The following is a 21,992-nucleotide window of genomic DNA, read 5'->3' as shown; positions in this document are numbered from 1 at the left end:
TGTCTTGTAAGTGAATTTACAACGATATAAAGTGTGTCTCAGCCCACAGCCGTTGAGCGTGGCGCCGGCGGTCGCCGGGGCCGCACATTTGCCAGCGGCTACGTCCAAAGGAGTGACGGTGAAGCAAGTTGATTCACGCCCGATGCATCTTTCCCGCAGGCAACTGCTGCTGGGAGGAGGTGCGCTGGTTGGCAGCCTTTCGCTCGGGGCAAGCCTGACAGGCTGCGGCGGGGCGGCTCAGGCCGCCGGGAATGACATCCGCTTCTGGCACCTGCTGTCCGGCGGCGACGGCATCAAGATGATGGCCATGATCGACAAAGCCAACGCGGACCACGCCGACTTCACGATCAAGCCCACCGTGCTCGCCTGGGGTGCGCCGTACTACACCAAGCTGGCCATGGCCTCTGCAGGCGGGCGGCCGCCCGAAGTGGCCATCATGCACGCGGCCAGGGTGCCCGGATATGCTCCCGGCGGACTGCTGGATGCCTGGGACCTGGACCTGCTGGCGGAGTTCGGGGTGCGGCCGGAGGACTTCGGCCCGAGAATCTGGGAGAAGAGCCAGTTCAACGGCCAGGTGTTCTCGCTGGCGCTGGACTCGCACCCGTTCGTGATGCTGTACAACACAGAGGTGGCGGGCAAGGCCGGCGTGCTGGGGAACGACGGGCGGCTGGCCGAGATCTCCTCGCCGTCGCAGTTCCTTGAAGTGAGCCGTGAAATGCAACGCGTCACCGGCAAGCACGGGCTCTCCTACGGATACCTGGGCGACGGCGCGCAGATGTGGCGCCTTTTCTATACCCTCTACCGCCAGCACGGCGCGGACTTCGTCCTGGATCCCGGCAAGCCCGCCCAGGTGGAGCGGGATGTGGCCATCGACTGCCTGGAGTTCATCGCGTCGCTCCTGGATAACACCATCTCCACGAAAAGCGGTGACGGCGGCACGGCCATCGCCGAATTCGCCAGCCAGGGGTCGGGGCTGCTTTTCACGGGTGTTTGGGAACTGCCCACCATGAAGACGGCGGGAGTTCCGCTCGGAGCAAGCACCATCCCCACCCTGTTCGGAACGCCGGCGGCCTTCGCCGACTCGCACTCGTTCGTGCTGCCGCACCAGGCCAAGCTCGACGAGGCCAAGCGCCGCGGGGTGTACCAGTTCGTTGCGTCGATGCTCAAGGGATCCCTGAGCTGGGCAGAGGCCGGCCACATTCCGGCCTACCAGCCGGTGGTGAAGTCCAGCGAGTACGCGGCACTGGATCCGCAGGCGGACTATGCGCACGCCGCGGACATCATCAACTACGACCCCGAGGCCTGGTTCACCGGTTCCGGATCCGACTTCCAGAGCTATTTCGCCGAGAACGTCCAGAACGTGTTCCTCGGACGGGACAAGGCCACGGACGGCTGGGACGCCTTCATGAAGCGCATCAATTCGGTCCTCGCCATGCCCAACCCGGTGTGAGCGCCGAACCCGGCATGGTCGCCGAATCCCGATTTGTGCATCGACCCGTTCGTGACAAAGGAGTCCTCATGAGCACCGCCCCCGCAACAGCGCCCACCGGGAACCCGTCCCGCAGCCGGCGCGACGACGTTCCAGCGCCCACCATCCCAGCGCCCGCAGCGAAATCATCCCGCTCCAGGCGCGACAACATCCACGGCTGGGCCTTCTCTGCCCCGTTCCTGGCCTTCTTCCTGATGTTCCTGGTCTGGCCCATGATTTCCGGGGCGGTCATGAGCCTCACCGGAAAGTCGCTCACCGGCGCCAGCAGCGGGTTCATCGGCCTGGCCAACTACACCGAGGCGTTCGCCGACCAGGACATGTGGCGGTCGCTGGGGAACACCCTGTACTTCACGCTGATCAGCACCGTGCCGCTGGTGGTGATCGCCTTGGCCCTGGCGGCACTCGTCAACATGGGCCTTCCCGCGCAGTGGCTGTGGCGGCTCTCCTTCTTCTCCCCGTTCCTGCTTGCCTCCACCGTGGTCTCGCTCTTCTTCGCCTGGATGTACAACCCGGAGATTGGGCTGTTCAACGATCTGCTCGCAAAGGTGGGCATTCCGCCGGTGGCGTGGCTGAACGACCCCTCGGTGGCGATGTGGGCCGTCGTGATTGCAACGGTCTGGTGGACCGTGGGCTTCAACTTCCTGCTGTACCTGGCCGCGCTCCAGAACATCCCGCAGCAGCACTATGAAGCGGCCTCGCTCGACGGCGCCGGCGGCTGGCGGCAGTTCTTCTCCATCAGCCTTCCCCAGCTGGGCCCCACCACGGTGATGATCGTTATCCTGCAGATCCTGGCGTCCCTGAAGGTCTTTGACCAGATCTACCAGATGACCGAAGGCGGACCGGGCGGAGCCACCCGCTCCATCGTGCAGTACATCTTCGAGGCCGGATTCACGGGCTACCGGCTGGGCTATTCCGCAGCCATTTCCTACATCTTCTTCGCCCTGATCCTGCTCATCGCGCTGGCCCAGGTCTTCACCACACGGAAAAGGATCGCCTAGCCATGGCTACCACCACACTTTCCAAGCCTGCACTCCGGCCCAAGGGCACCGCCGACATTGTGCCTAACCGCCGCCCGAAGACGCCGCTGTCGCGCATCCTGGCCACCGTCGTCGTGTCCGTCCTCGCTGTGGCGTGGCTCGTGCCCTTCGCCTGGGCCACCGCCACCGCGCTGAAGAGCGAAACGGATGCCGCGTCCACCCCCATCAGCTGGTTACCGGCGTCGGGGTTCACGCTCGATGCCTTTGCCAAGGTGCTGCAGAGCGGCAACATCCCCACCTGGACGCTCAACTCGCTGTTCACTTCCGCGGCGATCACCGCCATCACGCTGGTGATTTCCGCGTCCGTGGCCTACGCCATTTCGCGGGTCGATTTCCGCGGCAAGAGGATGCTGATGGGTGTGATCGTGGCGTCCATCATCATTCCGCCGCCGGTCCTCATCATCCCGCTGTTCCAGCAGATGCAGTCGCTGAACCTGATCGACACGTACTGGGCGCTGATCCTGCCGCAGGTGATCCACTCGCCCATGGTGTTCGTGCTCAAGAAGTTCTTCGACCAGATTCCGCGTGAACTTGAGGAAGCAGCCCTGATGGACGGTGCGGGCCGGCTGCGGATTTTCACCACGATTGTGCTCCCGCTGTCCCGGCCGATCCTGGCCGCCGTGGCGATCTTCGTGTTCATCGGGGCGTGGAACAACTTCCTGTGGCCGTTCATTGCCACCAACGAGAGCTCGCTGCTTACGCTCCCTGTGGGGCTGCAGACCATCAAGTGCGCCTACGGCATCCAGTACGCCCAGAACATGGCCTCGGCCCTGCTCGCCGCGCTGCCCCTGATCGTGGTGTTCCTGTTCTTCCAGCGGCAGATCATCAGGGGCGTGGCCACCACCGGCCTGGCCGGGACCTGAGCCGCCGGGGCCTGAGCCGCGTCAATCGCACTCCGTTCCAAGCCCCTGTTGCCGTCTGCCTCGGCTGAGTAGACTGCCATTGCGCCCGGATGGGCGCGCCCAGTCCTCCGAAGGAGTGATTACGCGATGACCGAGAACAGCGAGTTTGAAGCCGCAGGTAAGACCCACAACAGCACCAGGAATCCGGCGCTCGAAGGTGACAGCGGCCAGTATGTGGAAGGCGACTACGGCGACGCCGGCGTGGTGGGCGACGAAGCTCGCGCCGATGAGAAAGGCGAATACCCTGTCGGCGATTATGGCGACGCCGGAACGGTTGAAGTCGCCGCCGACGTCGAGGAAGGCGCCTACCCGGAAGGCGACTACGGCAAGGCCGGCACGGTGGGCCAGGAACAGCCCGGCGACGAAGAGGGGGAGTACCCGGAAGGCGACTACGGTGCCGCCGGGACCGCTCCGGAGCGCGGCACGGCCGATGACCTCAAGGAAGAACTGACGGACGGCCAGGTCAACGCGCCAAGGAAGGACAACGGCGGCACCTCCGCCGGAGCATAGCGCCTCGCCGCCGGGCAGGTTCACGCTCAGCGAAACCGCAATGGCGCCGGCGTCGTGGCCCCTGGTGTTCCGCGGATATCCGCGGAACACCGGGGGCCTTTCCTTGCGTACGGGATGCCCGAGAACCAAACTTGAGCGTAGTTGACTCAAGTTTGGATTGACTTAAATCAGCTCCTGGGTAAAGTTGAGTGTAGATCGCTCAAGGAGTGGGCGAACCTCGATCTCGACAGGCCCGGCCAGCGGGCCTGCAGTCATCCCGGCGGGTGAAAGCCCGGCCGGCGGGCTCAGGATCGGGGCAGAAAGTTTCCAAGGAAAGAAGGAAGCAACACATGTCACGTGCAGTAGGTATTGACCTCGGAACTACCAACTCCGTCGTCTCCGTTCTCGAAGGTGGCGAGCCCACCGTTATTGCCAACGCTGAGGGTGGCCGCACCACGCCGTCCGTCGTTGCGTTCTCCAAGTCCGGCGAAGTCCTGGTCGGCGAGATAGCCAAGCGCCAGGCCGTCAACAACATCGACCGCACCATCGCCTCCGTCAAGCGCCACATGGGCACCGACTGGAGCGTCCCGGTCGACGACAAGAAGTACACCGCGCAGGAAATCTCCGCCCGCATCCTGATGAAGCTGAAGAACGACGCCGAGTCCTACCTCGGTGAAAAGGTCACCGACGCGGTGGTCACCGTTCCGGCGTACTTCAACGACGCCCAGCGCCAGGCCACCAAGGAAGCCGGCGAAATCGCCGGCCTGAACGTCCTCCGCATTGTCAACGAGCCCACCGCCGCCGCACTGGCGTACGGCCTGGACAAGGGCAAGGAAGACGAACTCATCCTGGTCTTCGACCTCGGCGGCGGAACGTTCGACGTCTCCCTGCTGGAAGTCGGCAAGGATGAAGACAACTTCTCCACCATCCAGGTCAAGGCGACTGCCGGTGACAACCACCTCGGCGGCGACGACTGGGACATGCGCGTTGTTGAGTACCTGCTGAACCAACTCAAGGTCAAGGGCATCGACCTGTCCAAGGACAAGATCGCCCTGCAGCGCCTCCGTGAAGCTGCCGAGCAGGCCAAGAAGGAACTCTCCTCCTCCTCCAGCACCAATGTCTCGCTCCAGTACCTGTCCGTCACCCCCGACGGCCCGGTCCACCTGGACGAGCAGCTGACCCGCGCCAAGTTCCAGGACCTCACCAAGGACCTGCTCGAGCGCACCAGGAAGCCGTTCCAGGACGTCATCAAGGCAGCCGGCATCAAGCTTTCCCAGATCGACCACATCGTGCTCGTGGGCGGCTCCACCCGTATGCCCGCCGTCTACGAACTGGTCAAGGAACTGGCCGGGGGCAAGGAGCCCAACAAGGGCGTCAACCCGGACGAGGTCGTGGCTGTGGGCGCGGCCCTGCAGGCCGGTGTGCTGAAGGGCGAGCGCAAGGACGTTCTCCTCATCGACGTCACGCCGCTGTCCCTGGGCATCGAAACCAAGGGCGGTGTCATGACGCACCTGATCGAGCGCAACACGGCCATCCCCACCAAGCGGTCCGAGACCTTCACCACCGCTGACGACAACCAGCCGTCCGTGGCCATCCAGGTCTTCCAGGGCGAGCGTGAATTCACCCGCGACAATAAGCCGCTGGGCACGTTCGAACTGACCGGCATCGCCCCGGCTCCCCGCGGCGTCCCGCAGGTCGAGGTCACCTTCGACATCGACGCCAACGGCATCGTGCACGTCTCGGCGAAGGACAAGGGCACCGGCAAGGAACAGTCCATGACCATCACCGGCGGCACCGCGCTCTCCAAGGAAGACATTGACCGCATGGTCAAGGACGCCGAGGAGCACGCAGCCGAGGACAAGGCCCGCCGCGAGGCAACGGACACCCGCAACACGGCCGAGCAGCTCGCCTACTCCGTGGACAAGCTCATCGCCGACAACAGCGACAAGCTGCCGGAAGAGGTCAAGACCGAGGTCAAGGCCGACGTCGACGCCCTCAAGAAGGCGCTCGAAGGCACCGATGACGCAGCCGTGAAGACCGCGTTTGAGAAGCTGCAGGCGTCCCAGTCCAAGCTCGGCGAAGCCATCTACGCCCAGGCCGGCTCGCCGGACGGTGCAACCGGCGCCGCCGGTGCCGAAGGCGCCGCTAGTGGTGCCACAGGCGGCGGCAAGGCTGACGAAGACATCGTCGACGCCGAGATCGTTGACGAAGACGTCGCAGACGAGAAGAAGTAACCATGCCGCATCACGGTAATGAAGAAGAGCACCGCTCTTCATCAGACAAGGAGCAGCAGGACAGCAAGCGTGACGAGCCCGTCATCCGGGACCACCGCAAGGTGGACCCGGTGACCGGGCAGGCACGGCACCCGAAGGGCGAGCACCACCGCGAACCGGTGGTCGAGCCCGTCGAGACCGCCGCGGATTCCGACGGCGACGCCCTCGCCCAGGCTGAGGAAATCCTCAACCAGGTGGAGGTGCCGGCGGAAGAATCGGTGGCCCAGGGAACGGAAGCCGCTGCAGCCGCGGAGCTGAAGAACGATCTGCTGCGCCTGCAGGCCGAGTACGTCAACTACCGCAAGCGCGTTGAACGCGACCGTGCCGTGGCAGGGGAGATGGCCGTCATCGGCGTCCTGAACTCGCTGCTCCCGGTGCTGGACGACGTCGACGCCGCCCGCCAGCACGGTGACCTCGCGGACGGCCCGTTCGCCGCGATCGCCGCCAAGCTGGAAAACGCGCTGAAGACGTACGGCCTGACCCGCATCGATGAGACCGGCGTGGAGTTCGATCCGACCATCCACGAGGCACTCATCCAGCAGCCAGGCGACGACATCGAGGTTGACACCGTCAGCCAGGTGCTCCGCTCCGGCTACAAGTCGGGCGAACGCGTCCTCCGCGCGGCACAAGTGATTGTGGCCGTTCCGGCGTAATTGCCTCCACGCCTTCGCGGATGAGGGGGCCACTCCCGGCCCCCTCATCCGCTACGGCGTTCAGCGGTAATCTCGCCTTAACGCTTTTTGCACTTTTGAAAGGAAACGCCATTGGCTAGCCAGGACTGGGTGGACAAGGACTTCTATAAGATCCTTGGCATCGCCAAGGACGCTTCCGACGCTGACATCAAGAAGGCTTACCGGAAGCTCGCACGCCTGCACCACCCGGACACCAACTCTGGTGACGCTGCCTCGGAGAAGAAGTTCAAGGACATCTCCGAGGCCTATTCCGTGCTGTCCGATCCTGATGAGCGCCAGCAGTACGACGCCATCCGTGCCATGGGCGGCGGGGCCCGCTTTGCTCCCCACAGTGCGGGCAGCACCGCGAACGGCGGTTTCGAGGACCTCTTCGGCGGCCTGTTCACGGGCAACGCGGGCCGGCACTCCGGCGGTTTCAGCACGGCCGGCGGCATCCCGCCCGAGTTCGCGGACCTGTTCGGCGGCGGCTTCGGCGGCGCGGGCGGTCCGGCAGGCTACCAGCGCGCGCCCCAGAAGGGCGCCGACCGGACGGCGAGCACCAGCATCTCCTTCGCCGGATCCATCCGCGGCACCACGATCGGCCTGCGCGAGCCGGACGGAGAGGTCATCGACGTACGCGTACCGGCCGGCATCAAGGACGGCCAGAAGGTGCGCGTCCGCGGCAAGGGCCAGTACAGCCCCTCGGGCAACGGCGACCTGATGGTGACGGTCAACGTCAAGCCCCACGACTTTTACACGCGCGACGGCGACAACCTCCGCATCCACGTCCCCGTCACCTTCCCGGAAGCTGCCATGGGCGCCGACATCGAGGTTCCCACCATCGACGGCGAACACGTCCGGGTCCGGGTGCCTGCCGGCACGCCGTCCGGGCGCACCCTTCGGGTCAAGGGCCGCGGCGTGAAGACCTCGAAGGGCACCGGCGATCTGCTGGTTACCATCGACGTCGCCGTTCCGCGGAACCTGAGCAAGGAAGCCGAGGAGGCCGTGAAAGCATTCGCCGCCGCCACCGCCGGCGCGGATGTCCGCGAGGGCCTGGCAGCCAAGGCTCGGCTCTAGCGACGGGCGTCAGCCGTGGACATCAACTTCGATCAGCCGATCTTCGTCATCTCGGTGGCGGCCGAGCTCGCTGACATGCACCCGCAGACCCTCCGCCAGTACGACCGGCTGGGCATCGTCTCGCCCAGCCGCGCCCCGGGCAAATCCCGCCGGTACTCCCAGCGGGACGTGACCATGCTCCGGGAGGTGCAACGGCTCTCCCACGAGGGCGTCTCGCTCGAGGGGATCAAACGCATCCTCCAACTGGAGAACCAGGTGGCCGCGCTGCAGCGGCGGGTGAGTGAACTGACCGAGGAGCTGGGCCGCCGTCGTCAGCCCCTGGACTCCCGCATCTTCGCCGCCGGCACGGCCGGTGACGTGGTCAGCCTGGCCCGGGGGCAGCGTCCGCGGGCCAGGTCCCAGGCAGTGGTGGTGTGGCGCCCGCACGGCACGGAGTAAAAGGGGCGTCTCACGGGCCCGCCGCCCGCTTCTGACGGTCGCGCCGGGCCATAGGACGGTGCATTCGGCCGTGCCAGAATGGGATCAACCAGGCGCAGCGCTGCGAACTGGGCGGTGCTGCGAACTGGGCGGTGCTGCGAACTGGGCGGTGCTGCGAACTGGGCGGTGCTGCGAACTGGGCGGTTGCTGCTGATTGGTCAGGGCAGAAGGGACGCACGGTCATGACCTACATCAAGGACTTTGACCAGGTGGGGCGCGGCGACGTCGGCATGGCCGGCGGCAAGGGCGCCAACCTCGGGGAGCTGGCCCAGGCAGGATTTCCCGTTCCGCCCGGCTTCGTGCTGACCACCGCAGCATATGCGGACTTCGTCGAGGCCAACGGCCTCGCCCCGCGGATTCTCGAATTTGCCACGCTTCCTCCCGGTGCACGGGGAACCGACTACGATGCCGCTGCGCAACGGATCCGGGAGCTGTTCGCCGGGGGCGTGATGCCGGAGGAGATCGCCCGCGAGCTGCGCGAGGCCTACGGCGGCCTTTCCCGGGCCGAGGCCCCGGATGACGGCGGCGGTGCGGAAGCGCCGGTGGCGGTCAGGTCCTCAGCCACGGCCGAGGACCTTGCCTCGGCCAGCTTCGCAGGACAGCAGGACACCTACTTGAACATCCGGGGCTCCGGGGACCTCGCGGCAGCTGTCATTGACTGCTGGGCGTCGCTGTGGAATGCGCGCGCCATGGCCTACCGCTCCCGTGAGGGGCTCGATCCCGCCACGGTGCGCCTGGCGGTGGTGGTCCAGCGGATGGTCGAAGCCGACGCCGCCGGGGTCATGTTCACCGCGAGCCCCTCCAACGGCCGCCGCGACCAGGTCGTGATCAGCGCCGCCTGGGGCCTGGGCGAGTCGGTGGTCAGCGGAGCCGTCACCACCGACGACGTCGTGGTGGACGCCACGGGCCGCGTGGAGTCGCGGCGGACCGCGGACAAGGAGGTCATGACCGCCTACTCGGGCAAGGGCACCAGGGAGCTGCCGGTTCCGGAACAGCAGCGCCGCCAGCCTGTCCTGGATGACGCCGCGGCGGCCGCGCTGGCCCGGCAGGGAGTGGCCATCGCGGAGCATTTCGGCACGCCGCAGGACATCGAATGGGCGCGTTCGGCCGGTGAGTTCTTCATTGTCCAGTCCCGCCCCGTCACCGCGCTGCCCGAGCCCGCGGCCGAGACCCCGACAGAATGGCCGCTGCCCTATCCGAAGGGCATGTACTTCCGGGCAAGCATTGTGGAGCAGCTGCCCGATCCGCTCTCACCCTTGTTCGCCGACCTCATCGACGGCTCGGTGACGCGGTCGATCAGGGCCCTGCTGTCCGAGGCCGTGGGTCGCGACGTGGTGCGGGAGGGGGACGTCTCACTGCCCTCGATCAACGGCTACGCCTATTAGTACTACAGCTCCAGCGGAATGTGGCGGGTGATGGGCAAGTCCTTGACTGCGGTGGGTGCCCTCGCCCGCGGCAAGGCGCACATGGGCATCAAGGGTTGGCGGGACCATTCCCACCCCCGCTACCGCGGGCTGGTGCGGCGCTGGGCCGCCAAACCGCTGAAGGACCTTCCGGCGCCCGAGCTGCTGGGCGGGATCTCCGAGCTGCTGGACGCCGGAACCGCCTACTACACGGCGGTGCAGTCCGTCATCCCCATCGCGGCAACGAGCGAGATCACGTTTCGGGCTTTTTACGACCGGCTGGTCCGCCGTGCCGGCGACCCGCCCGGGCAGACCTTCCTGCTCGGGTTCGACAGCGAGCCCATCCGTGCCGAGAAGTCACTGTACGACCTGGCGGCATGGACCCGCGGACATCCGGACCTGGCCGCAGCCCTGACCTCCGGACCCGCCGAATCCGCTGCCGCGTCGGTGCGGACGGGAGACAGGCCAGCCGGCGTGGGCGCGGAGGACTGGGAGCAGTGGCGGGCGCGCTTCCAGCGGCATCTGGACCGGTTCGGGCATGCCGTGTACAACCTTGACTTCGTCAACCCGGTGCCCGCCGACGATCCTTCGGCCCTGCTGGAAACCTTGAAGTTCTTCCTACGCGGCGAGGGCCGCGACCCGCATGAGCGCCAGCAGCGTTCGGCCGACCGCCGGGAGAACCAGAGCCGGGCGATCAGCGCAAGGCTTGACCCTGCCCGCCGCGCCGCGTTCACCCGCCTGCTGCGCTGGGCGCAAAGGGCGGCACCCGTGCGTGAGGATGCGCTGGCAGACATCGGCCTGGCGTGGCCGCTGATGCGGCGGATGCTGCTGGAGCTAGGCCAGAGGCTGGTCGGCTCGGGGATCATCGCCGACCCCGCCGACGTCTTCTGGCTGCGGCTCGACGAGCTCCGCAACGCCATCGGGTTCGGCCTTGCCACACCGGGTGCAGCCATCACCGGCGCCGAACGGCCGGTACGGGCTGACGCCGTGGAGCAGCGCAAGATGGTGTGGCGCGGCCAGCGGAAGGCCGCCGCGCCGCAGCTCCTGCCCGAAAGCCGATGGATGGAACGGGCGTTCGGAAGCATGATGCCGGCCCGCTCCCAGGACCAGCGCGGCGACACCTTCTCGGGAGTCGGCGCCAGTTCCGGGCAGGTGACCGCGCCGGCGCGCGTCCTCGGCGGCCCCGAGGACTTCGCCAGCATGCGGCCGGGCGAGGTCCTGGTTGCCCGCATGACCACGCCCGCGTGGACGCCGCTGTTCGCCATGGCGTCGGGAGTGGTCACCGACGTGGGCGGACCGCTGAGTCACAGCTCGATCGTCGCCCGCGAATACGGCATCCCTGCCGTTCTCGGCACAGGCGTCGCCACGCAGCGGCTGACGAGCGGCCGGCAGGTGAAGGTCGACGGCGACGCCGGCACGGTCACGATTGAGCGCGCCGAGGGGTAGGTCTACTCGGCTACGGTGTCAGCGTCCGGACCGGGGCGCCGTCCAGCCAGGCTGTCACGTCCTCGAACGCGCCGCCGAAGAACGCCCGGTAGCTCTCCTGCGTAACGTAGCCGAGGTGGGGCGTCAGGAGTGTCCGGGGAGCGGCCAGCAGCTGATGCCCTGCCGGAAGTGGCTCCTCGTCGAACACGTCAATGGCTGCCCCGCGGATCCAGCCCTCCTGCAGGGCGGTGACAAGTGCCTGCTGGTCCACGAGCGGGCCCCGGGCGGTGTTCACCAGGACACCATCGGGCCCAAGCAGCTGCAGCTCCCGTTCGCCAACCGTCCCCTCCGAACGCGGCGACAGGCGCAGGTGCAGGGACACGACGTCGGACTCCGTGAAGAGTTCTTCCTTGCTGACCCTCCGGGCGCCGGCAGCCGCGGCGGTTTCCTCGGTCAGGTTCTGGCTCCAGGCCAGCACGTCCATCCCGAAGGCACGGCCGTAGGCGGCGATGCGCGTGCCGATCTTCCCCAGCCCGACGATTCCTAGCGTCTTTCCGGACAGCTCGAACCCGATGGCCGCCTGCCAGTGGCCGGCGCGCAGGGAGCCCTCTTCCGCGGTCAGGTTCCGGGCGAATGCCAGCAGCAACGCCCACGTCAGTTCCGGCGCCGCGGTGGGTGAGCCACCGGTTCCGCACACCACTACGCCGTGGTCGGCTGCCGCCTGCAGGTCGATGGCCGCGTTGGCGGCGCCCGTGGTCACGAGCAGTTTCAGCCGGGGCAGCTGCCCGACGACGCTGCGGGCAAACGGCGTGCGCTCCCGCATGGCTATGACGATGTCAAAGTCCGCGAGGGCCGCCACGGTTTCGGCCTCGGAGCCAAAATGCCCGTCGAACACCACGACGGCGACGCCCCGCTGCCCCAGGGAGCTCCACGGGGCGAAGTCCTCCGCGACGCCCTGGTAGTCGTCCAGGATGGCTAGCCGGTACTGGTTCATGGCTTTACGGTATCGGACGGCGAAGGGTCAGGACCGGCGGTCAGGGCCGGCGCGCCTGGCCGGCCTCGCCCGGAATCCGGGTGCGGCCCGGGCTGGCGATGTGCCGCCGGGCGCGTCGGTAGACCATCACGTCGTCGCTGTGCAGAAACAGTGCACGTCCCCGTCCGGCGTCCTGGATGAGCCAGATGACGCTGCCGTCGGGAGCGCGCATGTCGACGCGGCCGGACGCGACGGCGCGCCCGTCGCGGCGGATCTCCACCTCATCAGCCGGGGAAAGAGTTGCCCAGTTGGCCACGGGTTCGCGGGCCGGCCACGGTGAACGGGCACGGAGATCGGGGGCGCAGACAGTCATAGGTGGTCCTTTCAAAGTGCCTCGGGCCGGGGTCCGGATCGCGATGGACCCGGGCCCCGGCCCGAGGCGTGGTTGTGGGGCGGGCCGGTTGGCGGCGGGCGCTGGTTAGTGTTCCGCCGGCAGCGTCAGCCGCCGGCTTTGACCGCCAGCACCGGGCAGGAGGCTTCGAGCAGGATCTGCTGCGCCGTGCTGCCCATAATCAGCTTTCCGACCGGAGTGCGTTTCCGCAGGCCGATGACGATCAGGTCGGCGCCGTATTTCTCTGCGGCATCCAGCACCTCGTTCGCAGCATCATGTCCCCGGACCGGCTGCAGGACGAGATGTTCCACGCCCTCCTTTTCCAGCCGCTCGGTGACCGCGGTGAGGTCCTCAGCCTGGACGTACCGTTTGTCCACCAGCGCGTCGCCCCGTGAGGAATTGATGATGACGAGCCGGCTCTGGCTTCTCTGGGCCTCGGTGATCGCCCGGTCGAGGGCTGCTGCGCCCTCCGCGGTGGGGACGTAGCCGACGACGATGCTCACGATTTCTCCTGTCCGTGGTTTGCATGGGTGGCTTTGGGTGCGTCCGCATTCTCCTGGCCATCGCGGACCTGGCCGTCGCGCGCGGCCGGGCCGGCCGTCGTCGGGCTGTCTGCCGTCGGGCTCTCTGCCGTCGGACGGGCCGCCGAACTGTCTGCAATGGGGCCGCCGTTGACGGGACCGACGACTGCCACCCGGGCGGGCCGGGCCCGGCGCCATGCCTTGAACAGCAGCGGCCAGACCAGGACGAGTGCCACGATGATGTAGACCCCGACGGCGATCGGCTCACTCCAGAGGCCGGAGACGTCGCCAGCGCTCAACTGCAGGGTCTTCCGCAGCTGGCCCTCAATACGCGGCCCCAGGATCACGCCGAGGATGAGCGGCAGCACGGGGAGTCCGAAGCGCCTCATCATGAAGCCCAGTGCGCCCACGACCAGCAAAATCACCAGGTCGAACGCCTGCAGGTTGACCGAGTATGCACCCAACGTGGCGAAGAAGAGGATGCCCGCGTACAGGTACGGGCGCGGCAGCCGGAGCAGCTTCGCCCACACCGGCGCCAGGGGAAGGTTCACCAGCAGCAGCAGTGTGTTGCCGATGAAGAGGCTGGCGATCAGTGCCCACACCAGGGGTCCCTCGTTTTCGAACAGGAGCGGTCCGGGCTGGATGCCAAACTGGGTGAACGCTGCCAGCATGACGGCGGCGGTGGCGTTCGTGGGCAGACCAAGTGCGAGCATCGGGGTCAGGGTGCCGGCGGCCGCGGCGTTGTTGGCAGCCTCGGGCCCGGCCACGCCTTCAATGGCACCCTTACCGAACTCCTCGGGATGCTTGGACAGCCGCTTCTCCGTCACGTAGGAGAGGAAGGTAGGGATTTCGGCTCCGCCTGCGGGCAGGGCGCCGAAGGGGAATCCGAATGCCGTGCCGCGCAGCCACGGCTTCCAGGACCGCTTCCAGTCCTGCTTGCCCATCCAGGGCCGGCCGACCGGGATGATCTGCAGCGGTGTGCGGCGCAGGTGGGCGGCGACCCACAGGGCCTCGCCCACAGCGAAGATCGCGACGGCAATGACGACGATGTCGAGCCCATCAGCCAGCAGGGGCTGGCCGAACGTGAGGCGTCGCTGCCCGGTAACGGAGTCGATACCAACCAGACCGATGGCCAGGCCGAGGCCCAACGAGGCGAAGCCGCGGAGCCGGGACGCACCCAGGACCGCGGTGACGGCCAGCAGGGCAAGGACCATGATCGCGAAGTAGCTGGGGGAGCCGAGACTGACGGCGAAATCAACCACGATGGGGGTGAAGACCACGAGCAGGGCGGTGCCTATGGTGCCGGCCACGAACGAGCCGATGGCCGCCGTCGCCAATGCCTGGGCGGCCCTGCCCGCCTTTGCCATCCTGTTGCCCTCGATCGCGGTGATTACGGAAGACGATTCGCCGGGTGTGTTGAGCAGGATCGACGTGGTGGAACCGCCGTACATGCCGCCGTAGTAGATGCCGGCGAACATGATGAACGCGCTGGTGGGTTCGAGGACCATGGCCACCGGGAGCAGCAGCGCCACGGTCATGGCCGGACCGATGCCGGGCAGGACGCCGACGGCGGTGCCCAGGAGGACGCCGATCAGGGCGTACAGGAGGTTCATGGGGGTCAGCGCCGTCGCGAACCCGTCCATGAGTGAGGACAGGATGTCCATCTAGAGAATCCCTTCAAGGAGCCCGGCGGGAAGGGCGATGCCCAGGCCGAGGTAGAAGCCGTAGAAGGTCAGGAGCGCCAGGGCCAGCGCGATCAGTCCGTCACGGACATAGTGGCGGCTTCCGAGAGCCCAAACGCTGCCCCAAAAGAGCACCGTTCCGGAGATGACCCAGCCGGCCCAGTCGATCAGCAGGATGTTGGCGATGAATGCGCCGGCCAGCGGAAGGATGGTCCTCCAGTCGGCCGGATGGGTCAGGTCGATGTCTTCGCCGGCTTCGGCCTCGCCGTGGCCGCCGCGGAGGACGTTTACGGCCAGCAATACGGCGCAGACGAGCAGGAGTGCTCCAACGATCAGGGGCACAGTCTTGGGGCCAACCGGGTCCGACTGGGAGTAGGGCGTGACCAGGCGCGCTGCGTCGAGGAGAACCAGGGCGCCGGCCGCCCCGAGCAGGGCGGCAACGCCCAGCTCGGAGCGGCCTTTGAGGCGGGAGGCCAAGGAGGTCACGTCAGGCCGAGCTTCGTCAGGACGTCGGCAACGCGCTTGTCCTGATCCGTGAGGAAGGACTTGAATTCGTCACCGGTGATGAAAGCGTCGGTCCAGCCGCGCGTCTTCAGGGTTTCCTTCCAGGACGCCGACTCGTGCATCTTCGTCAGCGTGGCGATCAGCGCGTCCCGGTCGGCGTCGCTGATGCCCGGAGGGGCGACTATGCCGCGCCAGTTGGTGAAGACCAGGTCGATGTTGGATTCCTTGAGAGTGGGGGCGTCTACTCCCTCAAGCCGGTTCTCGCCGCTGGTTGCCAGCACACGGATGTCCCCGGACTTGATCTGCTGGATGTATTCGCCGGCACCGGACGCTGCGAAACCGAGCTTGTTGCCGAGGATCGCCGGAAGCAGGTCGCCGCCGCCGTCGTAGGAGACGAAGTTGACCTTGGTGGCGTCGATGCCGACTGCACCGGCGAGCTGCATGGGCAGGAGGTGGTCCGGTCCGCCGGGCGATGAGCCGCCGCCGACGCTGACCTTTGAGGGGTCTTTCTTCCAGGCAGCCATGAGGTCGTCGATGGTCTTGTACGGGGAATCCTTGGAGACCATGATGGCGCCGGGCTCTTCGATGAGCCGCGCCAGCGGGGTGGTCTCGGTCAGTTTCGACTCGGACTTGTTGGTGTAGCTGGCTCCGACGACGCCGAGGCCCATCAGCATGGTGAGGTCGCCGTTGCCCTTCTCGTTAACCACCCGGGCCAGGCCTACGGTCCCGCCGGCGCCGGCGAGGTTGAAGACCTCGGGGTTCGTGGCGAGCTTCTCGTCTTCGAGAACCTTTGCCGCCGCGCGTGCCGTGGTGTCGTATCCGCCGCCGGGGGTGTTGGGCACCATGATGCGCAGCCCGGTGATGGGGCCGCTGTTTGCGCCGGTGGTGGCGGGGCCGGCTTTAGTGCCGGTCGCACCGCAGCCCGAAGCCATCAAGGCGATGCCTGCCGCGACTGCAGCTACGCGCAATGCGCTCAATCCGCGCATGTTGTTCCTCTTCTCGTTGATCCGTTTGATCGGTGTAGTCCGATGCTAGGACCGAAAGTGACGCGGCTCACTCTTGTGTAACCAGAGAAAGTTAAGTTCATTGCGTTCACGTTTCAGGGGGCGCACGGGGAGCAAACGGCGGGTCAGCGGGCGCGATCGGCGGGCCAGCGGTGGCCCTTCCTCGGGTCGGCGGCTCAGGGGAGCGCGTACACGCGGCGGGCGTTGTCGCGTGCGACGAGTTGCACGATCTTGCGGGCGTCTGCCTCTGACCAGTCGTCGTCGTCGATCCATCCGCCGACTATTTTGGTGATGGCGTTGCGCCATAGTCTCGCTCCGAGGTAGTGAAGTTCGGCCGGGCCATAGGCGTCGGAGGAGTAGAGGATTTTTGTGAAGGGAGCCAGTTCGAAGGAGCGAGCCACCAAGTCCCGGCTCCGTGCCCCGGTGAAGTTCACGGCCAGGCCCACGTCGATATAGACGTTTTCAAAGGCGTGGGCCAAATAGCCGGCCTCGCGCTCGAACGGATAGCAGTGGAGCAACATGATCGGCGTGTCTCGGACTTCGGGGGACCGGAGGAAGTCCAGGAGGTACAGGGGATTGGTTTTGTGGAGGTCCAGGTCGCGGTCACCGAAGCCGACATGGAACTGCAACGGAAGCTTCATCGACACCGCCGTATGGATCCCGTGGGCAATGAGTGTCACGTCCGTGAGCTTCGCATTGGTGCCGGCGCCCAGGTTCTCCTGCCACCGGCGGGCTGCTTCAGTGACCGCAGGGGGTGTCGGTCGGCTGAGATTCCGGTCGAAGCCTGCGCGGTAGGCGAGAACTGTTTTGACGCCCACAGCGCTGAGCGTGAGGTTTTGAAGCCGCTGACCGAACACTTCGACATAATCCGCCGGATTGGCAATCTCCCGGATCAGCGACTCGGCGAGCACTTCCAGCCGGACGATCTCGTGGGTCCGCCCACCCGAGACGTCGGCCATGCCGGCCGGGCCGAGGTAGTCAGCGCTATTGAGTCCTGTGTCGATCAGCCAGTCGCTCACCCCGGCAGCGCGGGTCATGCGCCGGCTGACCTCAAGTTCTGTAAGCTCGGAGCGCCGGCTCCAGTAGTCCGCCGGTGAGGCGTGCCGTGGCAGGTCAAGAATGCCGCTGCACCAGCGTCGGATGGCGAGCCCTATTTGCGTGTTGTAGGTGTCCTCGGGGTTGGTCAGGGGTTCGTTGTTCCCCTCGTTGAGTGAGTTCTGAAAGCGTGCCTCGTCGCCGTCGGCCTGAAACGCGCCATGCACATGGTGGTCGATGAGGCTCACTTGTTCCACGAAGTCCGGGAAGGAACCGCCCGCCATTAGATCGACCAGGCAAGTCGAAAGCGTTCGGCAAGCTCGTCCGGTGCGAGGTCCGCGGAGGTCCGCTGTTCATAGCGCCGGACGGCCACGGTGGCATCGACGATGGCGTCTCCGAGAAGCCCGCGTGCCAGGCGCGACTTGTCCAGTGTGTCGATGATGGCGGCGGGGGAGTCGGAGAGCAAACGGACGTTGGCCCGATGCCGTTCGTCTTCGGAAAGCCTTGCCGGGTCACCCGGGATTTCTGCCGGAAGCTCGCGCCCGCTGCGGATGCCGTCAAGGGCGAGTGCAAGGATGGCTGCGGAGGCCAGGTACACGTTTGCCGACGGGTCGATGATTTTCACCTCGACGTTGGCTCCGTGCGGATTGCTCCCGCCCTCGTTCAGAAAGCGCACCGACGCTTCCCGGTTTTCCAGACCCCAGCACAAGTAGGCTCCCGACCAGGTGCCGGGTGCCAACCGGCTTCCGGACAGAACTGATCCCGTGAGGAAACCCTGGATATCGGGGAGTCCTGCGATGATTCCTCCGATGGCCGCACCTCCCTCGGCGGAGATGCCGTGCGGTCCGCTGCCGCCGGAGAACAGTGACAGGCCGTTCTTTTGGAGCGACAGGTGCTGGTGGGCTCCGTTTCCGACGGTGCCGGGAAAGGGTGAGGGGGAGAACGAGGCCTGCATGCCGTGGGCTCTGGAGACGATGCCAACGATGATCTTGGCAAAGACCACGGTGTCCGCGGCGTGAACGGGCGAGGCAGGGGGAAGGGAAAACTCGAACTGGTTTCTGCCGTACTCGGCGTGGATCTGCTCCATGGGAATGCCGGCCTGGTTCATCGCTGCCAGCAGATCATCGAGGAATTCCGATCGGTCCAGAATGCCGGTTGCCCCGTACGGAACCCAGGGCGTGTTTTCCAGCGCTGAACCATCCGGGGAGACGAGGAAGAATTCAAGTTCGTGGCCCACGAACGCTTGGTATCCGGCCTCGTTGAGACTGCCCTCGACGTCGGTCAGAAGGCCGCGGGCACAGGCCGGGGAGGCGGCTCCGTCTTGTTCGAAAAGGCTGGCTGGTCCCCATGCCCGGCCCCCCGGCAGGACACGGAGTCCCGCGATATCGATCTTGAGGCGCATATCGCCAACGGGGGTGATGGTGTCCGTGAACGCTATCCCGCCGTCGATGGTGAAGACATGCCAGACAGGGGCGGCGCCCATCCCGGATTGGTGGAAGGCTCCGAGCCGGGCCAGCGGAACGCTCTTCGCCAGCGTGACGCCCGCAGCATTCACCACCGTGCCGATCACTGTGCGGACACCGGCGTCTTGGAGCTCGCGTTGTGCCCTTGCGACGGCGGGCTCCTCGGCTGATGTGATTTGAGTCATGCGCCTATCATGCGGCGCCTCCCCGTCCAATGAAAGGTTCACAAATGTGCGGACTTTTGGCTTATGCCGCTGCCTCTCAAGGCCGTGCGATGCGTGACGTCGAATCGCGAATCACGAGCTCGGGCTCGACGACGTGCAATCGCATCGGCCTGGTCGTCCTGCACAGAACCGACGACGCCGGACGCAACGTCACCATCACCGCGCCGGACCAGAGCCGGACCGAGCGCGCATTTCCCACGGACATCAGCCCGCACCAGCCCTTCCTGGACATTGCCGCGATGAGCTGGGAACGTGACGGCACCGCGCTCGGGCTCGAATTCAGCGGCGACATCTTTGAAACGGAAGACCAGAGAAACTGGACCGACGCCTCCTTCAAGACCTACAGCACGCCGCTGTCCCGTCCCTTCCCGGTGACCGTGCGAGCCGGGGACCGGGTCCACCAGGGCATCCGCCTCACCGCCGCACCCGGACGGCAGAAGCTCTTTCCCCGGAACCCGCACCCGACGTGCTGACGGTGCGCCGGCAGGCCAAAGGCCGGGTTCCCGCCCTGGGAACGTCGTCGTCCCGGTCAGCAGCCAGACTCGGCGCCATGCCCGGCCTGGACGCGCTGACCGTCGAAGTTCCGGGCGATGACACCGCCGCGGCCACCCAGATCCTCCGGCAGGCAGCCGACCAGGCCGCCCAGCTCGGCACTGCGCTGGACGTGAGGATCACCGCGACCGGCCCCGGGGACATCCGACCCGTGATGGACCTGCTGCCCTTGGAGAATGTCCTCAGAATCGGCGCATTCAGCTCCGGCAGCCACGTCACAGAGCCCGGCCTGTGGGGGAGAACTGCACTCCGCAGCGCAGCGGCGCGGTTTCACCGGCACACTGCTCGCCGGCGCCCGCTCCCATTTCACCGAGCTCAACCGTCGGCAAGACGTCCTTCGCGGCAACGCCGACGCCACCACCTACAGCATCACGCCCCAGATGCACGCGACCGAAGTACCCCACATCGTCGAAAGCCTCCCGATCCAACGGCAAACAGCGCTGAACGCCCTCCGGATCGGGTCCGGCAAACCACTTCACATTGGCCCCGTGACCCTCAAGGCACGCTTCAACGCCGTCTCGACCGAGGGAGCCTACGACTCCCTGACCGCCGAGGCGATGACGACCGACCCGCTGCAGGCAGAAAACTTCACCGCCGCCTGGCTGCTGGGCAGCATCGCGGCCTTAACGCTGCCCGGCGTGGAGTCCCTCAGCTACTTCGAGGCAAGCGGACCCAGGGGCCTCCTCACCGAGGACGGCACCCCGACGCCGGCACTCCAGATTCTGGAGAAACTGGCCGCACTGCGCGGCGCCGACGTGCTGCAGGTGGAGGGCGCCGTCCCCGGGCTGGTTCTCTACCCGGTCACTGCAGACTCCGGCGTGCTGCTCTTCGCCGCGAACCTCACCGCAGGGCCGCTGCGCACAGGCGTCAGGCTCGAAGCCGGGGAATACACGCGAACTCTAGACATTCCTGCCTGGTCGGCAACAATCCGGCCGCTCGGCTGATCCATCCACCACGAAATGAGGAACAAGATGTCCAACAGGCTTGCAGGGAAGACCGCCCTCGTAACCGGCGCCGGATCCGGAATCGGGCTGGCCGTGGCACAGCGCTTCACCGCCGAAGGCGCCCGCGTGTAATTCGCCGACATCAACATCGAAGCTGCCGAAAAAGCGGCCGCAGCCACGGGCAACGACCGTGCCGCAGCCCTGCCCATGGATATCTCCGACGAGAACAGCGTGGAAGCCGCCTACGCCACCATCGCCGCCGGCGGGCCGCTGGACATCGTCGTGGCCAACGCCGGAGTCCAGCTCTTCGGCCAGGACGCCAAAGTAGGCGAGCTGTCCCTGGAAGTCTGGGAAAAAACCGTCTCCATCAACCACCGGGGAGCGTTCCTTACCCTCAAGCACGCGGTGCGGGCCCTCCAAGGGCGGGGCGGGTCGATCATCTGCACCGGCAGCCCGACCGCCGTCGTCGCATGCGGGCAAACGTTCACCGCCTATTCCAGCTCCAAGGCCGGCGTCCACGGACTGGCGCGCGTCGTCGCGGCCAACTACGCCAACGAAGGCATCCGGGTGAACACCGTGGTACCCGGGTACACCGAGACCCCGCTGGTGCAGACCATCGCAGACGACCCCGCCAGCCGCGCCGGCCTGGTGGATTCCACCATGCTCGGACGGGCAGGCACCGCTGCCGACGTCGAAGGCATCATGGTCTTCCTCGCCAGCGATGAATCGGCCTACGCGACCGGAGGCCTCTTCACCGTCGACGGCGGCCTGACGGCACTATGACTTCCCGGCGTCGTCGGCGGCGATTTCAGTGGTTTACCCGATAGCGGACGTGGGTGACGAGGCGGGTACCGCTTACTTCCGTTGGCTCAAGCTTGAGGTTCGCGACGCCGTCCAGCAGCCGCTCGCCTGCTCCAAGGACGATGGGCGCGATGTGGAGGCGCAGCTCGTCGATCAGCCCCGCCGAAAGGTATTGGCGGACGGCCTCCGCTCCGCCGGCAATGGCCACGTCCTTGGTACCGGCGGCCTTCCGCGCCTGGGCCAGCGCTGATTCGATCCCATCGGTCACGAAGTTGAACGTGGTGCCGCCCTGCATCTCCAGGGGCTCGCATGGATGATGGGTGAGAACGAACACGGGTGCGTGATAGGGCGGTTCCTCACCCCACCATCCCCGCCATTCCGCATCCCACGGCCCGGGCCCTGCGAACATGTTCCGTCCCATAATGTAGGCGCCGGCTTCCAGGATGCCTGCGATGGCGGCCGCGTTGGACTCGGGTTCTTCGAACTGCCACCTGTGCAGGAGCTCTCCACCCTCGCCCAGGGGCTCCGCCAGGGTTTGGTTCGGGCCGGCGGCGAATCCGTCGAGGGAGATGGTCAGATCGCACGTGACTTGGCTCATGAGCCCATCCTGTCACCACCATTTTGGTAGGCATAGGTTCCTCGCATCTAATGCACG

General features: G+C 66.6%; 21 protein-coding genes and 1 pseudogene. 13 read left to right on the top strand and 9 right to left on the bottom strand.

From position 1 onward, the window contains the following. Positions 1 to 118: 118 nt before the first annotated feature. From J7I89_RS08500 to J7I89_RS25095, 10 genes are all read left to right on the top strand, one after another. On the top strand, positions 119 to 1,450 hold the full coding sequence (locus J7I89_RS08500) for an extracellular solute-binding protein (protein WP_374102010.1): 1,332 nt from the start codon (positions 119 to 121) through the stop codon (positions 1,448 to 1,450). A 68-nt stretch (positions 1,451 to 1,518) separates the two neighbouring features. Beyond that, the gene (locus J7I89_RS08495; protein WP_214969071.1) at positions 1,519 to 2,487 is read left to right on the top strand and encodes a carbohydrate ABC transporter permease; all 969 of its coding nucleotides are present in this window, start codon (positions 1,519 to 1,521) and stop codon (positions 2,485 to 2,487) included. 2 nt (positions 2,488 to 2,489) lie between these two features. After that, positions 2,490 to 3,389, top strand: coding sequence for a carbohydrate ABC transporter permease (locus tag J7I89_RS08490; RefSeq protein WP_214969069.1), 900 nt, complete (start codon positions 2,490 to 2,492; stop codon positions 3,387 to 3,389). Between the two features lie 126 nt (positions 3,390 to 3,515). Next, a complete protein-coding gene (locus J7I89_RS08485) occupies positions 3,516 to 3,938 on the top strand; it encodes a hypothetical protein (RefSeq protein WP_214969067.1) in 423 nt (140 codons plus the stop codon). Positions 3,939 to 4,267: 329 nt separating this feature from the next. Continuing rightward, on the top strand, positions 4,268 to 6,151 hold the full coding sequence (dnaK, locus tag J7I89_RS08480) for a molecular chaperone DnaK (protein ID WP_214969065.1): 1,884 nt from the start codon (positions 4,268 to 4,270) through the stop codon (positions 6,149 to 6,151). A gap of 2 nt (positions 6,152 to 6,153) precedes the next feature. Continuing rightward, positions 6,154 to 6,843: a nucleotide exchange factor GrpE gene (locus J7I89_RS08475; protein ID WP_214969063.1), complete on the top strand. Its 690-nt coding sequence runs from the start codon at positions 6,154 to 6,156 to the stop codon at positions 6,841 to 6,843. A 111-nt stretch (positions 6,844 to 6,954) separates the two neighbouring features. Further along, positions 6,955 to 7,938 (top strand): DnaJ C-terminal domain-containing protein, encoded by a 984-nt coding sequence (locus J7I89_RS08470; RefSeq protein WP_214969061.1) that lies wholly within the window; start codon positions 6,955 to 6,957, stop codon positions 7,936 to 7,938. A 15-nt stretch (positions 7,939 to 7,953) separates the two neighbouring features. Then, positions 7,954 to 8,376, top strand: a complete 423-nt coding sequence (locus tag J7I89_RS08465; RefSeq protein WP_214969059.1) for a heat shock protein transcriptional repressor HspR — start codon at positions 7,954 to 7,956, stop codon at positions 8,374 to 8,376. 221 nt (positions 8,377 to 8,597) lie between these two features. Further along, positions 8,598 to 9,800: a PEP/pyruvate-binding domain-containing protein gene (locus J7I89_RS25100; protein WP_251045082.1), complete on the top strand. Its 1,203-nt coding sequence runs from the start codon at positions 8,598 to 8,600 to the stop codon at positions 9,798 to 9,800. Between the two features lie 30 nt (positions 9,801 to 9,830). After that, the gene (locus tag J7I89_RS25095; protein WP_251045081.1) at positions 9,831 to 11,264 is read left to right on the top strand and encodes a PEP-utilizing enzyme; all 1,434 of its coding nucleotides are present in this window, start codon (positions 9,831 to 9,833) and stop codon (positions 11,262 to 11,264) included. Between the two features lie 10 nt (positions 11,265 to 11,274). Here the strand turns inward: J7I89_RS25095 and J7I89_RS08455 are convergent, their stop codons facing one another. The 8 genes from J7I89_RS08455 to J7I89_RS08420 all read right to left on the bottom strand — a co-directional run bounded on the left by J7I89_RS08455 (position 11,275) and on the right by J7I89_RS08420 (position 19,001). Then, positions 11,275 to 12,237, bottom strand: a complete 963-nt coding sequence (locus J7I89_RS08455; protein WP_214969057.1) for a D-2-hydroxyacid dehydrogenase family protein — start codon at positions 12,235 to 12,237, stop codon at positions 11,275 to 11,277. Positions 12,238 to 12,277: 40 nt separating this feature from the next. Beyond that, positions 12,278 to 12,589, bottom strand: coding sequence for a hypothetical protein (locus J7I89_RS08450; RefSeq protein ID WP_214969056.1), 312 nt, complete (start codon positions 12,587 to 12,589; stop codon positions 12,278 to 12,280). Positions 12,590 to 12,714: 125 nt separating this feature from the next. Then, the gene (locus J7I89_RS08445; protein WP_214969054.1) at positions 12,715 to 13,110 is read right to left on the bottom strand and encodes a universal stress protein; all 396 of its coding nucleotides are present in this window, start codon (positions 13,108 to 13,110) and stop codon (positions 12,715 to 12,717) included. Further along, positions 13,107 to 14,792, bottom strand: coding sequence for a tripartite tricarboxylate transporter permease (locus J7I89_RS08440; protein ID WP_251045080.1), 1,686 nt, complete (start codon positions 14,790 to 14,792; stop codon positions 13,107 to 13,109). The genes J7I89_RS08445 and J7I89_RS08440 overlap by 4 nt, the downstream gene beginning before the upstream one ends. After that, positions 14,793 to 15,296 (bottom strand): tripartite tricarboxylate transporter TctB family protein, encoded by a 504-nt coding sequence (locus tag J7I89_RS08435; RefSeq protein ID WP_214969052.1) that lies wholly within the window; start codon positions 15,294 to 15,296, stop codon positions 14,793 to 14,795. Then, complete coding sequence (locus tag J7I89_RS08430; protein ID WP_214969050.1) at positions 15,293 to 16,300, bottom strand: tripartite tricarboxylate transporter substrate binding protein; 1,008 nt, start codon at positions 16,298 to 16,300, stop codon at positions 15,293 to 15,295. Before J7I89_RS08430 ends, J7I89_RS08435 begins: the two co-directional genes overlap by 4 nt. 194 nt (positions 16,301 to 16,494) lie before the next feature. Next, a complete protein-coding gene (locus tag J7I89_RS08425; RefSeq protein ID WP_214969048.1) occupies positions 16,495 to 17,637 on the bottom strand; it encodes an amidohydrolase family protein in 1,143 nt (380 codons plus the stop codon). Further along, the gene (locus tag J7I89_RS08420) at positions 17,637 to 19,001 is read right to left on the bottom strand and encodes a glutamine synthetase family protein (protein ID WP_214969046.1); all 1,365 of its coding nucleotides are present in this window, start codon (positions 18,999 to 19,001) and stop codon (positions 17,637 to 17,639) included. Before J7I89_RS08420 ends, J7I89_RS08425 begins: the two co-directional genes overlap by 1 nt. Before the next feature lie 89 nt (positions 19,002 to 19,090). Between J7I89_RS08420 and J7I89_RS08415 the strand changes: the two genes are divergently transcribed. From J7I89_RS08415 to J7I89_RS08405, 3 genes and pseudogenes are all read left to right on the top strand, one after another. Then, positions 19,091 to 19,513, top strand: coding sequence for a hypothetical protein (locus J7I89_RS08415; protein WP_214969044.1), 423 nt, complete (start codon positions 19,091 to 19,093; stop codon positions 19,511 to 19,513). A 255-nt stretch (positions 19,514 to 19,768) separates the two neighbouring features. Next, the gene (locus J7I89_RS08410) at positions 19,769 to 20,536 is read left to right on the top strand and encodes a hypothetical protein (RefSeq protein WP_214969042.1); all 768 of its coding nucleotides are present in this window, start codon (positions 19,769 to 19,771) and stop codon (positions 20,534 to 20,536) included. 15 nt (positions 20,537 to 20,551) lie between these two features. Continuing rightward, positions 20,552 to 21,319, top strand: a pseudogene (locus J7I89_RS08405) (SDR family NAD(P)-dependent oxidoreductase). 25 nt (positions 21,320 to 21,344) lie between these two features. On the opposite strand, the gene J7I89_RS08400 reads toward J7I89_RS08405, so the two are convergent. Further along, positions 21,345 to 21,935 carry a dihydrofolate reductase family protein gene (locus J7I89_RS08400; protein WP_214969041.1) on the bottom strand — a complete coding sequence of 197 codons (591 nt, stop codon included), beginning with the start codon at positions 21,933 to 21,935 and terminating at the stop codon, positions 21,345 to 21,347. Positions 21,936 to 21,992: the final 57 nt, after the last annotated feature.

Source organism: Arthrobacter sp. ISL-5 (assembly GCF_018613835.1).
Lineage (GTDB): Bacteria > Actinomycetota > Actinomycetes > Actinomycetales > Micrococcaceae > Arthrobacter.
The sequence above is the reverse complement of the archived record's forward strand: the minus strand, read 5'-3'. Positions and strand labels throughout refer to the sequence as shown.